The organism is Aliihoeflea sp. 2WW, from assembly GCF_000497755.1.
Lineage (GTDB): Bacteria > Pseudomonadota > Alphaproteobacteria > Rhizobiales > Rhizobiaceae > Aliihoeflea.
The window spans coordinates 81,240-95,530 of sequence record NZ_AYOD01000005.1 but is presented as its reverse complement, the minus strand read 5'-3'; the positions used below and the strand labels follow the sequence as shown (position 1 = coordinate 95,530).

General features: G+C 58.6%; 19 protein-coding genes. 7 read left to right on the top strand and 12 right to left on the bottom strand.

Annotated features, from left to right (window positions below; genetic code table 11):
* Positions 1-220: 220 nt before the first annotated feature.
* The 3 genes from ALII_RS0104135 (at position 221) to ALII_RS21805 (ending at position 2,571) form a co-directional block, all read left to right on the top strand.
* Entirely contained in the window at positions 221-580 is a 360-nt protein-coding gene (locus ALII_RS0104135) for a transposase (RefSeq protein ID WP_024586063.1), read from the top strand.
* Between the two features lie 177 nt (positions 581-757).
* Positions 758-1,204: a hypothetical protein gene (locus ALII_RS22270; protein WP_152529537.1), complete on the top strand. Its 447-nt coding sequence runs from the start codon at positions 758-760 to the stop codon at positions 1,202-1,204.
* Positions 1,205-1,542: 338 nt separating this feature from the next.
* Complete coding sequence (locus ALII_RS21805; protein ID WP_024586061.1) at positions 1,543-2,571, top strand: rhamnan synthesis F family protein; 1,029 nt, start codon at positions 1,543-1,545, stop codon at positions 2,569-2,571.
* 48 nt (positions 2,572-2,619) lie between these two features.
* On the opposite strand, the gene ALII_RS0104120 is transcribed toward ALII_RS21805, so the two are convergent.
* Positions 2,620-3,516: a hypothetical protein gene (locus ALII_RS0104120; RefSeq protein ID WP_152529536.1), complete on the bottom strand. Its 897-nt coding sequence runs from the start codon at positions 3,514-3,516 to the stop codon at positions 2,620-2,622.
* Positions 3,517-3,555: 39 nt separating this feature from the next.
* Complete coding sequence (locus ALII_RS22265) at positions 3,556-4,395, bottom strand: hypothetical protein (RefSeq protein ID WP_152529535.1); 840 nt, start codon at positions 4,393-4,395, stop codon at positions 3,556-3,558.
* A gap of 1,381 nt (positions 4,396-5,776) precedes the next feature.
* Between ALII_RS22265 and ALII_RS21800 the strand changes: the two genes are divergently transcribed.
* Genes ALII_RS21800 through ALII_RS23050 form a run of 4 tightly spaced genes read left to right on the top strand, consistent with a single transcriptional unit; the run spans position 5,777 to position 7,369 of the window.
* Positions 5,777-6,205, top strand: a complete 429-nt coding sequence (locus tag ALII_RS21800) for a S24 family peptidase (RefSeq protein ID WP_244437292.1) — start codon at positions 5,777-5,779, stop codon at positions 6,203-6,205.
* A 5-nt stretch (positions 6,206-6,210) separates the two neighbouring features.
* Positions 6,211-6,456, top strand: a complete 246-nt coding sequence (locus ALII_RS23265) for a hypothetical protein (RefSeq protein WP_348265976.1) — start codon at positions 6,211-6,213, stop codon at positions 6,454-6,456.
* The gene (locus ALII_RS21000; RefSeq protein WP_244437290.1) at positions 6,366-7,235 is read left to right on the top strand and encodes a hypothetical protein; all 870 of its coding nucleotides are present in this window, start codon (positions 6,366-6,368) and stop codon (positions 7,233-7,235) included. Before ALII_RS23265 ends, ALII_RS21000 begins: the two co-directional genes overlap by 91 nt.
* Positions 7,214-7,369, top strand: a complete 156-nt coding sequence (locus ALII_RS23050; RefSeq protein WP_244437289.1) for a DUF4113 domain-containing protein — start codon at positions 7,214-7,216, stop codon at positions 7,367-7,369. Before ALII_RS21000 ends, ALII_RS23050 begins: the two co-directional genes overlap by 22 nt.
* Before the next feature lie 317 nt (positions 7,370-7,686).
* Here the strand turns inward: ALII_RS23050 and ALII_RS0104100 are convergent, their stop codons facing one another.
* From ALII_RS0104100 to ALII_RS21530, 10 genes are all read right to left on the bottom strand, one after another.
* Positions 7,687-8,670 (bottom strand): site-specific integrase, encoded by a 984-nt coding sequence (locus ALII_RS0104100; protein WP_024586058.1) that lies wholly within the window; start codon positions 8,668-8,670, stop codon positions 7,687-7,689.
* Between the two features lie 151 nt (positions 8,671-8,821).
* Complete coding sequence (locus ALII_RS20995) at positions 8,822-9,244, bottom strand: hypothetical protein (protein WP_024586057.1); 423 nt, start codon at positions 9,242-9,244, stop codon at positions 8,822-8,824.
* Complete coding sequence (locus ALII_RS0104090) at positions 9,244-9,459, bottom strand: hypothetical protein (protein WP_024586056.1); 216 nt, start codon at positions 9,457-9,459, stop codon at positions 9,244-9,246. Before ALII_RS0104090 ends, ALII_RS20995 begins: the two co-directional genes overlap by 1 nt.
* Positions 9,456-10,115 (bottom strand): hypothetical protein, encoded by a 660-nt coding sequence (locus tag ALII_RS0104085; RefSeq protein WP_024586055.1) that lies wholly within the window; start codon positions 10,113-10,115, stop codon positions 9,456-9,458. The genes ALII_RS0104090 and ALII_RS0104085 overlap by 4 nt, the downstream gene beginning before the upstream one ends.
* Positions 10,115-10,933, bottom strand: coding sequence for a hypothetical protein (locus tag ALII_RS21540; RefSeq protein WP_024586054.1), 819 nt, complete (start codon positions 10,931-10,933; stop codon positions 10,115-10,117). The genes ALII_RS0104085 and ALII_RS21540 overlap by 1 nt, the downstream gene beginning before the upstream one ends.
* Positions 10,920-11,813: a recombinase RecT gene (locus ALII_RS0104075; protein WP_024586053.1), complete on the bottom strand. Its 894-nt coding sequence runs from the start codon at positions 11,811-11,813 to the stop codon at positions 10,920-10,922. The genes ALII_RS21540 and ALII_RS0104075 overlap by 14 nt, the downstream gene beginning before the upstream one ends.
* On the bottom strand, positions 11,813-12,895 hold the full coding sequence (locus ALII_RS0104070; protein WP_244437296.1) for a hypothetical protein: 1,083 nt from the start codon (positions 12,893-12,895) through the stop codon (positions 11,813-11,815). Before ALII_RS0104070 ends, ALII_RS0104075 begins: the two co-directional genes overlap by 1 nt.
* Before the next feature lie 5 nt (positions 12,896-12,900).
* Positions 12,901-13,092 (bottom strand): hypothetical protein, encoded by a 192-nt coding sequence (locus ALII_RS0104065; RefSeq protein WP_024586051.1) that lies wholly within the window; start codon positions 13,090-13,092, stop codon positions 12,901-12,903.
* Positions 13,093-13,183: 91 nt separating this feature from the next.
* On the bottom strand, positions 13,184-13,519 hold the full coding sequence (locus tag ALII_RS21535) for a hypothetical protein (protein ID WP_051375765.1): 336 nt from the start codon (positions 13,517-13,519) through the stop codon (positions 13,184-13,186).
* Positions 13,520-13,972 carry a hypothetical protein gene (locus tag ALII_RS21530; RefSeq protein WP_051375764.1) on the bottom strand — a complete coding sequence of 151 codons (453 nt, stop codon included), beginning with the start codon at positions 13,970-13,972 and terminating at the stop codon, positions 13,520-13,522.
* Positions 13,973-14,291 lie beyond the last annotated feature (319 nt).

The window sequence follows — 14,291 nt, the reverse complement described above, 5'->3', positions numbered from 1 at the left end:
CTAGTGCGCCGATGAGAATCGCATCACGGCTGCGTAGGGGGCGGAAGCGGAAGGTCTGATATCGGATACCCGATAGGCTAGTGAATAGCCCCGAGTTTCGTGGACACCCTCGGGTTCATTTCCTGCTGCGTTCGAACTCTGAGCAACTCCCCAGAAATCTGACGGTGACGGAAGCTACGATCTGACGTCTGCTGATCTCCAATGACGAGGAGATCAGAACATGCGCAAACGCAGGAACCATGACGCGGGCTTCAAGGCTCGCGTGGCGCCGGAAGCCGTGAAGGGCGAGCGGACCGTGTCGGAACTGGCCGCCGAATATGGAGTGCACCCAACGATGATCCACCAGTGGAAGAAGGCGCTGCTTGACGGTGCGGCGGACATCTTCAAGCGGGGCGGCAAGAAGACTGCTGAGGTTGACGAGGAGACCGTTTGGGCGCTGCACGCCAAGATCGGGGAGTTGGCTGTGGCCAACGATTTTTTGTCGCGAAAGCAGCGGCCACACGCCCATGGCGGACAGCCGCCCGCCGTGGTCTACTTCAACAGCATCGAAACCGATCAGCAGGTGCAAACAGTAGCTTAAGTCACGCCGAAATCTGTCCAGGGATCGGGGAGTAGTTCAGCCGATCCTGAGCTTGCCGATGATGGTGACGCAATCGACTACACCGCCGAGGCCACGAAACATGCAAAGCAGGAGGCGGATCGCAAACGCGACCGGAAGCCGGCGTAATCAAGGCGCACGATAACGAAGCCAGACTCGGTGGCGCATCATGCGCTCCGTCGCTATGTGGTCGGCCGCGCCATTGGCCGCGAGCATGCAGAATGGGCTCGATGGGAACCCGGGGCCAAGGGCTGGGTGGGTTGCACTGAAATGGAAGAAGGCCATCCGTCGTACCGTGTCCGTGCACCAGGTATGCCTTGGTGCAGCTACCTTGGCCGCGACACCATGATTGCAGAAGACGCAGAACTGACTGCGTTCTTTGAAGCTCATGTTGATCCGGGCTTCGGCTTCACCCCGCTCCGGGGGCAGGTTTCCCGTCACCGTCGAACCTGTCTCCTTGAGTGGAAGATGCGTGGCCGCGAACTTCTTGACCGTGCCCGGGCGCTGCGCGAAACGCCTGAGATCAAGCCTAAATCGCTTCTTGCCGATGAGTTCGCGGCTCCGGGGAAGGGGCTGCGATCCCTGAAGAACGCCCGCCGCGACTGACATCCCTTCCATGCGCGGCTGTCGCCATGTGCGCGATGATCGCCGTTTTCCGGCGGTACCGTCATCATGTCAGCCATCGCTTTAAACCGGCCAATAACAATGGTCTTTCGACCTCAATCCCTAGCCACAATTAACTACTTGATTTCATATCATGCGAAAAGCACAGTCCCTGTTCTGTATTGTCATCTTAATCGGTCATTTATTGGATGAAACGCGTTTTGCGATACGCATATTGGCGCTGGCGGGGAATCTCGGAGCAACATATTCAGCCATTCTCGACAACACTCTCGTATCGATGGTTTGGCAGGCGACAAGTTAAGATGAATCCGGGCCGAAATATGCTCGGTAGCAAGATAGCCATCTTTTTGATTTATCCGAAATGGGCTCTTAAGCCTTCCCATCTAAGATCGATCTCTTACCTAGAAGAAAAGGGTTTTTCGGTCGTTGTCGTATCCAACTTAGCTCTATCTCGATCTGACATCGACTTGCTGCTCCCAAAGACTGCATGCATTATCGAAAGGCCCAATATCGGTTATGATTTTGGCGGATACCAAGATGCCATCCGGCATATTGCGGGTTCGCGTGGAGCACTGGATCAACTGGTCCTGCTGAACGATTCAACTTGGTTCCCGATAGCGAGCAGTCGAGACTGGATTGACAGTGTATCGCTTCTGGGCGTGGATTTTGCTGGCGCAGCATCAAATTTGGGCCTCGCGCCAGTCCCTCCCAACGAATTCCACTCGTTCTTATGGTCGTATGCTACGGACCGGCCCCACTTTCACTACTGTTCCTATGCGCTGAGCTTCGGGAAAAATGTGCTGCGAGACGATGCGTTTTGGGCTTTTTGGGATCGTTTACAAATTACGAACGACAAAGTTCAGACCGTGCGACGCGGGGAAGTTGGGCTTTCGCAACTTCTGATCAGCCGGGGGCATAGCCACGGCACCATGCTGGCAATGGATGGTATCGGGGATCACATCGAAACTATGTCGGATGATCGCCTCTTAGAACTCGTCCGCGCACTGATCATTCCTCAGGAACCGGAGCTCAGCGCAGCGCGGACCGCATTTCTTGCCAATTCTCCAAAGTCCGCGGATTGGCGGACAGATGCAGTAAAATTCATTCTGAATGCGATCGCTAGAACCGGCATAAGCTATGCGCTACCAGAGTATACGACGCGGGAACTCGGTTTTCCGTTCCTAAAAAAATCTCCGCTAGTTCTCGATTACGAAGGTCGCCAAGAAACACTGCGCATTTTAAGGAACCAGCCCGCCACTCTCGCTGTCGAACTTCTGGCTGAGGCTGAACAGATCGTGGGCGCGAAGGGGCAAAATGAGAGCAGCCTGATCGCTCAGGTTGCTGTATAGCGCGTTGTTTTCGCGGGACCTTCCAGCGCGTAGCCCATCAGTGATTTTTCAGATCAAGGAGTGGGGAGGGTGCCCAAGTTCGATCAGTTTCCTTTGCATAATTTCGCTGTTCTGAAATGATTTCATCTTTCCGAAAAGCGATTTTTTCATGAACGGCATTCCCGCATCGATCAATTCCAGAGGCAGGTTCAGCATTGGGTCCAGGTCTCTGTCGGCAGCACCATGCCAGAAGCTTCCGACGCTGACATGGTGAGCCGCGATGCGGGCAAACTGACATTCCTGACACAAGATGACGTCGCCCGCCCGGTCGAAGGCATGATTAGGAAGCATGACCGTACTGCAATTATCTAGCAAGACTGCGTCAAACGACTTCAGTATATACGCATATGACTGGATGTGATTTTCGATAACGGCCGAGGATGTAAATCCCGTGACCCGCCAAGGAGCGGCGGCGACCAGCTTCTCTATATCTCCGAATGGACCAAAAACTGAATCGTTCATAATCAGAATATCAGCATGTGGAACTGTTCGAGCTATCTGCTCCAGTCCGATCCGGTATGCGGAGAAATCATACCCGGACAGATTCTTCCAAATAAGCGCGTCACTTAATAATGCCAAATCCGGGGGGATTGTCTCCAAGTTGCGCGTCGCGACGATAACCAGTAGTGGCACGCCCGAGGATCGAAGCGACTTTAACGAATAGTGATGAGATGGCGATAATTCTCCTTGGAGAGAAAATATGAAATAAACGTTCCATCTCGGCGCTTGAAATACAGGCTTTAAGACGTGATGTGCAGGTCGTGTAGTTAGTCTGCGAGCAAACCGCCAGCTTCGCCGTAACTTCCACAGCAGCGATGCAGTGCTGGGTTCGAACGTCCACAAATGTTCAAGTTTGTCGACTGGTAGGACGACACGGGCCAGTTGCTCCGAAACAATTGCATCCATATCCTAGTCCTTCAGTCGCTTTCTAGCTAAGAGCGTCGGTTATTTCCCCTTATACTCACTTATAACTTGCCAGACGAGCTCCTGCATCCACGCCGCCGTTTCAGCCGATGGTGGCTTTGTCTGGCCTAGATCATTACTTAGGCCGCGGGGGTCGGTGCCATAAAGGCTTACGAAATGCGCGAGGGTGATCAGGTATGCGCCAGAGTCATTTAAGTGAATGTCATCGAAAAAAAGATCCGCAATATTTGACAGTCCCGGCGCATTCCCGGATGCAATATCGTCGTAAACTTTCGCTAAAACCAAAGGTCCCGGAATCACTTTCATGGAAGGCGTTTCTAATGTTCGGTTAGCGTTAACGTAGTCTGCAATTCGCTCCCATCTTTCCCACTCGAGTGGAAGTCTATCTCTGAATGGGATGTGCGCTTCAGGATCGTTATGAGGGTTCTCGCTATGAGGGCCACTATTTATTGGGACCCATGTGGCATAAAGATATACCAGCGCCCCAAGGCCACCGTTGCCATTGTTCCAGGCGTGATTAACCCAGCGCAGTGCCTCGGCCTCCGAATTGTGCCAAGGCATTGTTCCCGAGAGTGGAGCGCGCTCAGTTATTACCAAGACGTCATAATTTCCGATGTTCTTGCGGGCATCGGGCGCACCGTATCCAGGAGCGTTGTTCCAGCGCCAGTCCATAGGACTTCCCGGGACGGTGGATTTAGCAATCACCGCATCCTTTCCGCTTGCTTCCTTGATCATTCTCTCGAGAACCCAAGGAATGGGATCGGTCAGGCTATGGCCAGACTGAATCACTTTTGATTCAAACGGCAGGGATGCACCAGCTGCGGTGCCGATAAAAGATACAAAAATGAGCAGACGCAACAATATATGTATCATAGCGTACCTCTGGAAGTGAGATCCAATAGTCAACAATTAAACTTCTAATAACGGTCATGATGAAGAAAAAGCCAAACCTCTGGCGGATGCTTTGACGATCTCGCCTCTGGTTCGATGCAAGCGGCCAATTTCAAGGGCCAACTTTGAGATATTTCCCGCCGGAACATGCCAGCCTCCACCGGAGGTTGCTTCTAATCGGGCCCACATCCTATTGTTGAATCCCACGATAGGGTCGCCGCAGGCGAGCGTCTCGAGATATGTGCTAGACTGTTCAGAATAAGATCGCAACTTACGAATATATTCGCATTACTTCGCATAATCGGCATCAGTTCCCTTCGATCGCAAATTGGACCGTGCATATGCACCACATCATTCAAATCTTGAGAAGCGATATGCGTCATACGCCGAATAGCCGTTCATCTGGACACCGGCCGAAGCAAAAAATGCTTGCCTTCTCTCAATTCTTTTCAGACCAATTCGCCCAGCTCGGACGATCGTTCGCATAATGGAAATGGCTTCTAGATGGTTATTCGATTGCTTGTCGCGATGTGTAAACTCAATATTATACACAACGGGGCAGGGCAGAGATTTGATCAAATTTCGAGGCAAAATACCCACGTCATTGTCGCCAGAGAGAATTTCGACGTAATATCTTCCAAAACTACTTAAAAGTACGACGGAATCCTTATTCAATACATTGATACCGAAATATAAATCACGAAACTCATATGACTTAACGTGCGGTATAATGGGAGCGACTTGGTGCATAAAGCGATCTATCGGACCATACCCAGTTATGGATATAAGGTTGCATCGAATCGACAAACCTTCTGTCGAGCACCAACTCCTCATCAGAGATGGCGATGACAGGGGCTGGAACCGACATAGCAAGACGTAACTCGACCATTGCTTTATCCCCAACGCTGAGAATACAGTAGCTGATAGGCGTTTATTGAGAATAGACATTTTGATCTATTAGATCTCAATTTCAAGTGAAAATGTTTATCAGAACAAGCTCTCTGATGGAGTAATTTTATACCCGGACGGAATTAGTCCGTAGCGAATCACATGCCCGATGTCGTTTGGACCGAGGCGACGAATGAGCAGATTTTACTGGCCGGACGACGAGGCATAGGCGCCGGTCGGAGCACACCTTCCACAGACCCAGCATGGCGCGCAAAAGGTCGTTCCTGGTGGAGTATTCAGAGGCATCCAGCTGGCTGCTACCCGCTGCCATCGTGATGTTCGCGTGATGATCGGCCTTTTCGTCGCCATTGCCGTCATGTCTATCGTCGCCTGAATCGCATCGTCCCAGCGTCAACCTGATTCCGGCTCGGCAGCATATCTGTGCTCACGTTATGTTCTAGCGATGTTGTTGTCGCCCGTCACCATCTCGACTCTAATTCATCGTCGCGAATATCGCTTCGTCTCGATATCCGTTCCTGCCGGGTTCCCCAGCCCCGCAGGCGACGACTTTGAAGATAGTATCGACCCATTCGGCTGGATTGTCCGCCATGAAGCATTCACGTATTGGCGCGTAAGCGGCGACAGCCTCATGGATCTTGGGATTGTGGATGGCGATTTTGTCGCCGTAGACCGTGCAGGCAAGCTCCGTCACGGCCGCATCGTCGTCGCTATCGTTGACGGATGTGTTGACCGTCAAAGTCGCCGAACGCAGAGAAGGCCGCATCTGGCTCGTGCCCAAGGCCAGGGGTCGGGGCTGCGAACCCATCTTGGTAGACGAGAACACGGAGGTTTGGGGCGTTGTTGCGGAGATCTGCCGCAGTTGCCCGGTTGACTGACATGCCCGACCCGCTAGCGCTGATCGACGGCATTGATTATTATGTCTCATGCGAACGGGTCTTCGACCCGCGACTCCAAGGAATCCCCGTCGTCGTATTGTCCAACAACCACGGCTGCGCAGTCGCCAGGAGTGCCGAGGCCAAGGCGTTGTTGGCATGGGGCAGCGCTTGCACCATTTCAGGAACAAGGTTCGGCAGTACGGAATCCGCGTTCTATCCGGCAATTACACTTTTTACAGCGACATGAGCCGCCGTGTGGTGGATGCCATCAATAGCTTAAGTCCAGCCGTCGAAGTCTATTCGATCGATGAAACATTCGTTGACCTGTCCGGTTTCGGCTCCCGCATGCTTGATCACGCGACCAAGATGCGCGCCACCGTGCGCCGCCTGACTGGAATCCCGGCCTGTGTAGGCATCGGGCCGACGAAGACCCTTGCGAAGCTCGCAAACCACGCTGCCAAAAAGAACCCAGTGTTCGGCGGCGTAGCAGACTTCATGGATGAGCGAATTCGCACCAATTGCATGCAGCGAATAGCAGTCGGCGAAGTGTGGGGCGTCGGCAGCCGCACAGTGACAAAACTTGCCGTCCACGGCGTTGTCACAGTCGTCCAGCTTGCCGCCATGCCCCGCGAACTCGCCAGGAAGGTCGGCACGGTCGTTCTCGAAAGGACCGTTGCCGAACTCCAGGGTATTCGCTGCCTCGACCTTGAGGACGTGGAACCACAGCGGAAAGGCATGGCCGTCACTAGATCACCCGGAATGCCCATCACCGAGCTAGACACGATGCTCCGGGGCAATCACAGCTCATGCCACTTGAGCAGCCGAGCTGCGATGCCATGGCTTGGTCGCGGGCACGTTGACAGTTTTCTACCACACAAACCCGCACTAGCCCGGCGTGCCGAAGCGCCACGCTTCGAAGAAGCGGGTGTCATGCTGGACGACCTTTTCAGCCCAGAGAATGCACCAACAATGCTCTTCGATTTCGGCCGCGACCGCAGAAACTCATGGATGCCCTCGATGCGGTGAACGACCGTTTCGGCCGCAAATCCCTGGTCCTGGCGAGCGAGGGATTCAGCGACAAAAGCTGGCACCTCAGAGCCGATATGAGGACGCCAAGATACACCACCCGCATTGCCGAAGTGCCTATCCTCAAAGTCTGAGCAAGGCAGGCGGCTCCGCTTGCTACAGCGCTATTTAAGTTGCGCGCTCGCTTCGTCACCACCCACTGCCACGAATGCGCTCCGTTTTCATGGCGGTTTTCGTGGCAGGAAATTGCAACGTGCTGGCTAAGGAGTTGGAAAACATGGTGGGCGATGACGGGCTCGAACCGCCGACATCTTCGGTGTAAACTTCGTGGGCTGCACTGAAACCCGCGGAAAGCCGGGAAACGCACCCTTCGTAAAAGGGTCTTTTCCGGCATGTTTTCCCGTTTCGTTCACGTTTGGCAGGTTCACTGTGCCAAAGCGCACTTCGTAAATCAGAATTCCAATGATGTCGCGAGCTTACGCAGGTGGCCGGGAGAATAGCGGGCGTAAACCCGAAACGTGATGCGTGGATTGTCATGGCCGAGGAACTGCGCGATCTCATTCATGTCGTGACCGTCTTCCGCCAGCCAAACCGCGGCAGAATGCCGGAGCATATGCGGTGACACATCGGGCCGCCCAATGGCGTCGCCGGCGGTCTTTATGCCCTTGCGGATCGACTTCACCGGGCCGCCCGCCCACTCGATGACGTATGGCGTCAGCGCGCCCTGCTTGGCAGTCTGCAGTGCGGCGCGCAGCCGGTCGTTCATCGGGACGGATGCTCGGCCCTTCCGCCGCGACTTGTCGAACGGGTTGCGCAGATGGATCATGCCTCGCTCGAAATCGACCCGGTCCCAGGTGAGCTGCATCGCGGCTTCATTGCGCGCGCCTGTGCCGATCATCAGCATGATCGCCAATGCGACATGCGGCGCGGTCGCGGCGGCAAGCATCTTCGCCGCCTCGTCCTTCGTCAGGTAGCCTTCTTTCGGCTCTGGCTTGGTCGGCCGCTCGATGTGCGGCGCATGCGGTATCATCCGCTCTTTCCAGGCCCATACGAGGACTGATCTCAGGTGACCGAGCTCCGTGTGGATTGACCCGTCGCTGCGCCCGGCGTTACGGCGCCCCGCGGTATAGGCCCGGCAATCGGCTGTGGTGATGTCGGTCGCTTCGATCTCACCAAACCACGGCCCTATCGCCTTCCATGTGTATTTCATGGTCTCAGCGATAGAGCGGCCAGCCTTGTCGAGCCGATATCCTTCCCACAGGTCCGCTACCGTCGTGCCGACCGGACGCGTGAGCTCTGCGTATCGAGCCGGGGCGCGGCGCTCCGCTTCTTGGCGGTCGTCAGTGCCAAGTCGATAACGTCGGCGGACGCCGCCGGCATCTGTCCAGGTGATGCAGAACTCTCCACGCAGTCGGCTGATGCGCCACTCTGGCATTCGATCTTCTCCACGTCTTCGCCCCTGATGCGAAGCAGTTTGCCGCCGAGACGGAAAGCTGGCAATTCGCCATCGGCGATCATGTTGCGCACATGGCGTTCTGAACAGTTCCAGCGCTCCGCCAAAGTGCGCGGGGTGTAGGCAGTCGCATTCATCGGGCGGCTCCATAAAGCGGGCGCTGCCGAGCGGGCAGGGGCAGCTTGTCGGCTGCCTTGGCCTTCTTCTCGGCGCGGGTTTTCGTGGTGGCGAAGGGCTGGCCCTGCATCTTCGGGCCGTCGTCGACGATGCGCAGATGCTTCTTGGCAAGGGCGTCGGTCTTCGCCTTCACCTTCATCTCGGCCGCGGTCTTGGCCTTGTGGAACTCGGCAAGCGCGGGCGCGAGATTGGATTCGCGGTGCTCGCCTCCGAGGATTAGAGCGACTTTGTGCTCGAGTTCCCACGGCTCGCCTGGCGCGATCGGCCGGCCGGACAGATAGCAGCAGCCGTCATAGGCTCGCAGGACGCGCAGGCGGACGCGCGGCGGGACTTTCGCGTCGGGCGTCTTTCCGATCCACTCCTTCACCTTGCGTGGCATCACGCACCTGCCTTCCGGCGCATGACGATCTCGCATTCAAGCATCGTGCGGCGGCAAGAGGCCAATTCGCCCTCAAGGAACTTCCATGCGCGGCGCGCAGCCTTGCGGCCCTCAATCTGCCCGGCGATCACATGATAGCGCCTCACGGCCTCCGCATAGCGCCGTGCGGCCTTCCTGCGGTCGATGATGATGAAGAACCAGGCCAGCGGGTTCATGATGCCCTCCCGATCTGGTCGATGTTGCCGAGATGGACGGTGAAGCTGTAGGCGACGACCCACGGGTTCGCCGACCAGCCGTAGCCGCGATCGGCGTTGAGGCTATCCCAAAGCAGGCGGTACGCATCGACCGCACCCACGAAGGACATGGCGTCGTCAACGCGCCAAGACACTAGGCCCGGCTCGCTCCAGCATTCGACGCCCTCCGCAATTGCATCCGCCTCGATGATCTCCTGCAACCGCTGCACGCGCACCTCGGTGACGATCAGCGTCAGGCGACTCGCCCAGCGGGGCATGTGCATGCCTTGGCGGAAGCGGCCGGGCTTCGAGATGGCCGGATAGCCCCATGCTTGGTGTGCGCCGTCGGCTTCGTAGCGGATCGGCTCATCGCCGCCCATGGCAGCAGGCGAGAGGTCGTCATAGGCAGCATCGCTCCGCCACGCCTCGCGGACATAGAGGCGATCGCCCTCAGCGAAGCGAACCTCGCGTTCGCGCCAGCCCGCGTTACCCGGATCCAGAACATAGCTGTCGGCCCATTGACCGTTGAACAAGCTGGCATGCTTGTCGTTCGAAAGTACCCTCCGCGTCTGCGTCTTGGTCCCTGCGAGCAGGGCGCGGACCATGGGACCGCTGAAAAGGATCGGACGGTCAGCCATCACGCCACCTTCGCCATCAGATACTTGCGGGCCGTGTCGACGTTCGACGGGTCTTCCAGAAGCCGGCAGCACGTCTCGAACACGCGCTTGACGAACGCCTCGTGTGCCGGAAGCTCCTTGAGCCATGCCGTGTAGGCGGCGGACGTTCGTTCCTCGCGCTTCGCCTTCTCATCTTCGGTGGCGGCGCGGAGCATGTTGTCGACGCACTCGCGCATCAACTCAGTCGTGACCGGATCAGCAGGCTCTAAGGCCGGCGCATTGTCGCCTCCGGCCTCTTCGCTCTGGCCGCTCTCCTGGGAGGAGGATTCGCCGGCAGCGGCGTTTTGAGGGGCGGGATCGCCGCTGCCGTTCTCATCGGACGAGGGGGCATCCGACGAGATTTCGTGTTCATCGGCGCCGACGTCGGCCGCTTCCTTGCGCAGCGTGTCGGGATCGATGCCGGTCATGCGCTCGATCAGCGCCATCATTTGATCGACGGCTTCCTGCAGCTCGGGATCATCGAGCTCGGTCAGGCTCTTCGGGTATTGCATGAACTTGCCGCCGACGGTCTTCGTCAGATTGACGATGCCGAGCGCGAGCTTGATCGCCTCGCTGGCCTGTTCCTTGTTCGTCCAAGGCACGTCGCATTGCTTCACGACGAGACCGAGCACGGCCCACCATTTGCGGACGAGCACGCGGTCCTTCTCTTCGGTCAAGCGGACGTTGACGCGGGTGCCGCGTCGATAGCTGTCCAGGCGCTCGGCATCGAAGGCTGTAGCCGGAACGAGGCGGCCGCCCTCAATCAGCATCTTAAACAGCGGAGCGTCATGCTTGCCCATGCTCGCCTCCGATGGTCTTGAGGCGGCGCTTCTTGATGGCGAGCGCGATCGACTGGTTTGTCTCGTCGCCGTCGAAGGTTGCCAGCGGGTCGAACTCGTCCCAGCGTTCCTCTACGCCTTCGGCGGTCGTCTCGGCGCCGAGCGAGGCTTCCAGCTCTTCGAAGAACGCCGTCGCGTCGAAGTCGTCCTCGCGCGCGGTTAGCGCCGACGTGGCTTCGCCCGTCTCGCGCACGATCTCAGCGTCGTCGATGATCTCGCCGGTCTGCGCGTCGTGGTCGATCTGCGCAGCAGGCGGCGCCGGGGGCTTCGGAGGCAAGGGCGGGCTTGCCGGGGTCACGTCCCGCATCTCGGCGATCTTCGCGCCCTCATCGTCGTCGTAGACGCCGGAGAAGCCGAAGGCGAGGCGCGCGGCCTGGATCATCGCCTTATGGCGGAGCATCCGGTGTTCCATCTTCCACGGATCGGTGCTGCGCTTGCACTCGGCGAGGTATTCCGTGACCGCCACCGGCCGGCTGCGATCCTTGCGGAACATTCGGCAGGTGCAGGAGACCAGCTTCTTGTCCTCGTCGTGCTCGAACTCGAATTCGAATCCATCGCTCTGCGGATGCGAGTTCACAAGATTGATCCAGCCGTCGATCGATACGATCGGCACGATGCCGCCGCCCTTGGCCGGGAAGGCGTAGATTTCCTTCACGATCGGGTTGAGGTCGTATTCCTGCGCGACGAGCATCAATGCGGCGAACTGCTCGTTCGTATGGTTCGCCGGCATGACGGTCGCGCGGACGGTCCTCGCGAACTGCTCCGGGTCCATGTTGTGCTTGGACGCCATCATGGCGATGAGGGATGGCCGTGCGGCCTCGGTCTTTGTGACGGCGTTCATCAGGCGGCCCTCTTCTCTTCGTGGATTTTCATGCCGGCGAGCGGCACGCCCGACTTAGCGGCGCGGTTGGCGAGCGACTGAATGACCTCACGGACCTCGTCACGATCCTTGAGCGCCATGACGAGCGCTTCGTAGTCGGTGATCTCCGCGGAGACGAAGGTGCGGAGCGCGACCTTGGCGCCGGTGCGGCCGGCCTGCGCATTGCGCGCCTGGGCATCACGTTCGGCCTGCTCAGCTTCGCGCCGGAGACGTTCGGCCTCAGCCTTCGCCGCCTCGTCATCGGCCGACGCGGCACGCGCGGCTTCCTCAGCTTCCCGCCGGGCCCTGTCGGCTTCCTCGCGCGCCTTGCGTTGGCGTTCAGCCTCGATGCGGGCCTGCTCGTTCAGGAAGTCGTCGCAGGCGCGCTTGAGCTTGGTCGACAGCGCCTTGGGCTCTTCCTTCAAATCGCGCCAGCGGTCGTCGACTCGGCGGCTCTCGTCGAGGCTCGGCTGCTTCTCGACCTTGTGCAGATCGGTCGCCTTCTTCGCGACCGTTGCCAGCTTCTTCGACCAGACCGCGGCGCGGTCGGCCTGATCCTGCGTCTTCACCGGCGCCTTGAGGAACTGCTCGGCAAGCTCGCGCTCGCCGGCGAACTCGATCGACAGCGCCTCGTGCGGATCGTCGCTCGAGTTGTGGCCGATGACGGGATCGGCAACAGGCGGTTCGTCCGACCAGGTGCCGCCTTCGTCGATGGCACGATACGTCGCTTCTTCGATCGGCCACGAGCAGCACCACGTCCAGACCTCATCGGGATCGACGGAGCGGCCGCCGGCCACGGCCAACATGCCGCGCTCGTCCTGCCAGATCGCGACCGGGATATCCGGCCCGTTCTTGTTCCGCTTGCGGTAGAAGCCGGGCCGCGGCTCTGACGTGATGCCGAGTTCCTTGGACTGATCGCGGGTCAACTGCCGGCCCTTGCCCATGTCGAGCCCCGCGCGCCAGAACGCGTACGGATCGCTGCGCGCTGCGGCGGCCTTCGCCACCACGCGGTTTGCGGCTTGGCCGACGCTCTCGAAATGCGGGTCGGTCTGGATCTGATGCACGGTGCTCAATTGCGCCTCCTGGCGGTTTCGTCTTCCATGATTTCGATGACCCGCAGGCGAGCGCCTTCGCGGCCGTAGATGCCGGCGAGCGTGCGGAAGGTCTGGCGGATGCGGTATTCGATCTGACCGGCCGTGCTGGGCTCGCTAGGAGCCTCAAGAGCAGACACGGCGCATTCGATGTATGCGCGCTCGCTCATGCCCACGGCCCCTTGTCGACAATAGAGACGAGAAGGATCGCAGCGCCGATCAGGCGGAGCGGATGGGCGGCGGACCAGTTCGCGAGCGCATTCATAGGCCCAGCCTCGCGTCGTCGGCCCGCGCCTCAGCCGCACCGACTTTGGCATCCTCGATCTGCTCGGCAGCCTCGGAAATCAGCCATTCACGGAAATCGCGGTCGTTGGTGAAAAGCTCATGCTGCCAGTCGGGAATAGAGAGCTCTGTCGCACCCTTGTCTTTGAACAGGCGGATCGTGATGTCCTCGACAGACGATGGTTCGGCCGGATCAATCTCGGTCTGCGGACGAGCCGGATTGACCGTGAACGTCACGACCATATCGACTTCGTGCTCCGGTCCTGCGTCCCAGACGGCGAGGGAGAGCGTGGTGCGGGCGGTGAACTTGGCCATCTATGCCGCCTCCGCCATGCGCCGCTCTGCGGCTTCGTATTCCATGGCCGCAGCGTCATAGGCGCGCTGGGCAGCGGCTTTGTCGTTGATGCGCAGGACAGTCCGCGCCTCTTCAATGGCGACCTGAACTGCTGCGGCATCGACGCGCTGGCGAAGGGTGCGCAGCGGCTCGGGCAGGGCGGCAAGCTCGGCACGGCGAGTGGCATCGATCTCGGCATACTTGCGTTGGCGAACAATGGCCGTTTCCATGCGGGCGAGGCAGTCGGCCTGATCGCGGCCGTAGCCTTCCTCATTGCCAGCGCGCCATTCCCATATCGTCCCGGTCTGGCGAATCCAGCCGACGCGCTCGCTGGTTTCTTGGTCCTCGACCCAGCGGACAGCAGGGGTCGCGCCGAACGTCGCAGACGACAGCGCCGTAGTCAGGTCTTCTGCGGTGGTGCGAAGTGCGGACATCGCTGCTCTCCATCTGTGCCAGCCTCGCCGGGGTGGCGGGTGGCTGATGGAGAGATATTCGCGATAATCGCAAAAATAGTCAAGCCAATAATCGCGAAGATCGCAAATTTAGTTTGACGGCAGTTTTGCGATGAGCGTATCCATGCGCATCGAAGCGGCGACCCGGTGCAAATCCGAGGCAGGTGAAGCCGCAAGCGCGGGGGTCGAAAGTCCTACGGTGCTGCCTGAAACTGAGGACGGATTGCCGAGAGGCGTCCTGGTGCGCGTCCCATCCCGGCTCCAGCCGTCAGGACAGCGCCACTGATCCCCCTGCCTTCGG